Below are 2,933 nucleotides of genomic sequence, written 5' to 3'. Positions count from 1 at the left end.
ACCAGGCGGTCGTGAACGCCGCGAGCCTGGCCGGCCAGATCTCAGCTCCATTGGGCCGGGTCGCGCCGGCCGTCGAGACGAGAAGATCGGCGAGGTCGGGATGCGCCGCGCGCAGCCGGCCGAGCAGCTCGTCCCGGCGCAGCGCCACCTCCCGGGCAGCCATGGTGGTGGCGAGCGCGGCCCGGGTCCGCGTGTACGCGGCCACATTGCGGGCCGCCACCGCGCCGGCCAGCTCGGCGACCTCGGACGGCGCGCCCGCCGCGGTGGCAAGCTCGGCGTAGCCCTCCCGCAGTTCCCCCAGCGCCTGCTCGGCGTCGGCGGCGGCTGCCATCGGGCGCAGCGCGGCCATGACGGCCGCGAGATCCCGGACGCGCTCGGCGGAGTCCACCGCCGGTGCCCGGCCGGGCACGATGTCCTCCAGGATCGCCACGACCCGGTCCCGCGCCGCCACGACCGCCTGGATCTCGGTGACGGCCTCCTGCGCCTCAACCAGTCGGGACAGGCGTACCTCGAAGGGATCGGTGGGCCGCGGCGCGATCCCGACCAGGGCCCACCCGCGGGTCGCGGCCTCGACCGCGACCTCCGCCCGGAGCCGGACGAGCACGAGATCGAGCAGCTCCGGGGTGGTCGGCGCGACGCCGTCCACCAGCGTCCGGGTCAGCAGCGCGTCCGCCTCCTTCTGGACCTTCGGCCGGAACCTGCGCCGCAGCTCGCCCCCGGCGTCGAGGTGCTCGCGCAGTGCCTCCCCCCGGGCGAGCAGAGCGGCGGGGTCGAAGCCCGGATCCGCCGGGGAGCCGGCGTCGGCCGCCGAGGCGGAGCCGTCCGGGGACGCGGAGGTCGGAAGGGCGACCGCGTGCAGACCGAGCTCGGTCACGTGCCGTGTCGCTTCGGCGATCATCGGCGTGGCCGCGGCCACCTTCGCCCAGAGGACCCGGTCCCGGCCGGCGAGGGCGTCGTCGAGGGCCGCCGGAACCCAGTGCCGTCTGTGCGACCGCTGCCCGCGCCCGTCGAGCTCCTCGAGTGTGCGGGAGAGCCTGGCGACCGCCTGCTGTAGCGGATCGAGGGAGACCACCGCGGGATCGACGGCGGCGAGCGTGTCGAGGAGACTTCGGGTCGCGGGACGGACGGCCGCGCGGGCAAGGCGGACCGCCTCGTCGGCCGCGCGGGCGGCGGCCACCAGGTCCGCGAACCGCTCGGCGGGTAGGAACCGGCTCATCTCGACCACCGGGCTGGCGGACCGGTCCGCGCCGGCGTCCTGACCAGATCGCATCTGACCGGATCGCAGCAGGGCGTGGAGCTCCAGTGCCTCGGCGCCGGTCAACGGCGGGGGAACCGGCGCAGGCCCGACAGGCCCGGACCCCGTCGTCGTGGTGGCTGCGGTGGTCGCGGTGGTCGCGGTGGTCGCGGTGGCCCGGGGCACGGGCCGCGGCAGCCACCGCGACGCGTCGGCCTCGGCCCGGACCCGCGCCGCGATGCTCGCCCGCGTCCCGCCCCAGCCCGGAGCCACCTCGCTGTCCGGATGCACCGTGTGCTCGGCCAACCGCAGGGCGCGGGCCCGGTCCGCCAGGACATCGCGGGCGCGGATCGCCTCCCGCCGACGCGCGGCGGCCCGCGCGATCCGCCGGTCGAGCGCCTCGGGGTGATAGGTGGCCTTCTCCGCGGCCAGGGCGCTCACGCTCGCGGCGAGCTCGGGGGAACCCACGCCGATGCCGCCGAGCTCGTCCGCTCCGTCTTCAGCCCCGGCCGGGGCGGGGTCGAAGACCGGGTCGGGCCGGCCGTCCAGGCCCGCCCCCGCGTTCTCGGCCTGGTCGACCGGAGCGCCGCGTGCCTCCTCGGTGTCGGTGAACGACACGCACAGCCGCTGCAGGTCCGGGGGCAGTTTCTCCCGCAGGACCCGCAGGGCTTGCGACTTCTGGCTGGTGACCAGAACCCGTTGCCCCTCCGCCAGCAGGGCGCAGACCAGGTTGGCGATCGTGTGCGTCTTGCCGGTGCCGGGCGGGCCCTCGACGACGACGCCGTTGTCGTGGCGAAGCCGTTCCAGCACCCGGGCCTGCTCGGGACTGGCCGGGAGCGGGAGCAGCGGGTCCGCACCGAGCTCGGCGCCGCTCGTCGCCCCCTCCGCCTCGAGCCAGGCCAGCCGGTCGGCGGCGCCGAGGGTCTCCACCAGCTGGACGAGGCCGAGCGGCGGAGGTCCGTCACCCCGCAGGACGTCGAGCATCCGCTCGTAGTAGGTCAGCAGGGCGGCTTGGTCACGGGTGCGCAGGACGAGGGCCGGGGCGAAGGTCACCCGCGGGCGTGACGCGCTGTCGGGCGGCGGCGGCGCGGGCGGCGCGAGGTCGGGTTCGAAGCCGTCCGTCGGCACGTCGAGCGCCAGCGCCAGCCAGTCCCGCAGCAACCGGATGTCGTCCGGGCCCAGTGGCGCCGACGGTCGTCCCCGCAGGCGCTCGTGCAGCGCGTTCGTCCGTTCCCGGCGGAAGCCGGCGATGCCGTCGAGCAGCGGGCCGTCGGCGAGGCGCGTCGTGGCTCCCGCCGGGACCCGCACCCTGATGTCGGAGGTGACCGGGTCGATGTCGCAGGTCAGTCGGGTGGTCAGCAGGTGCTCGCGGACGGTGGGGCCGCCCGGTGGCTGCCAGGTCAGCAGGCCGGTCGCCAGCACGAGTTCCAGCGCGTCACCCTCCTGGGCGACCCGGGCCGCGACCGCGTGCAGCGTGTTGTGCAGATTGCGCCGCTCCGCGTCAACGCGCGCGCGTGTCGCCCAGAGCTGCCATCGCGGCAACCAGGCCTGGTAGGCCGCCGCGGCGGCGGTCTGCTCGGCGGCGGTCTGCTCGGCGGCGGCGCCGTTCCACACCGGCGGCTGGTCGGGATCGGCGCCGGCCGCGTCGGGCAGCACGATCTGGCCGTCGAGGATCGCGGGCGGTGGCGGCGGTGGGGGC

General features: G+C 76.6%; 1 protein-coding gene. It reads right to left on the bottom strand.

Translation table 11 applies throughout. The features are described from left to right. Positions 1–2,933, bottom strand: a 2,933-nt coding sequence (locus AC08OP_RS11860) for an AAA family ATPase (RefSeq protein ID WP_476614239.1), incomplete at both ends; no start/stop codon positions are given.

Source organism: Frankia sp. CeRuru1 (assembly GCF_977966315.1).
Note: the sequence above shows the minus strand (reverse complement) of the source record. Positions and strands in the feature narration are given on the sequence as shown.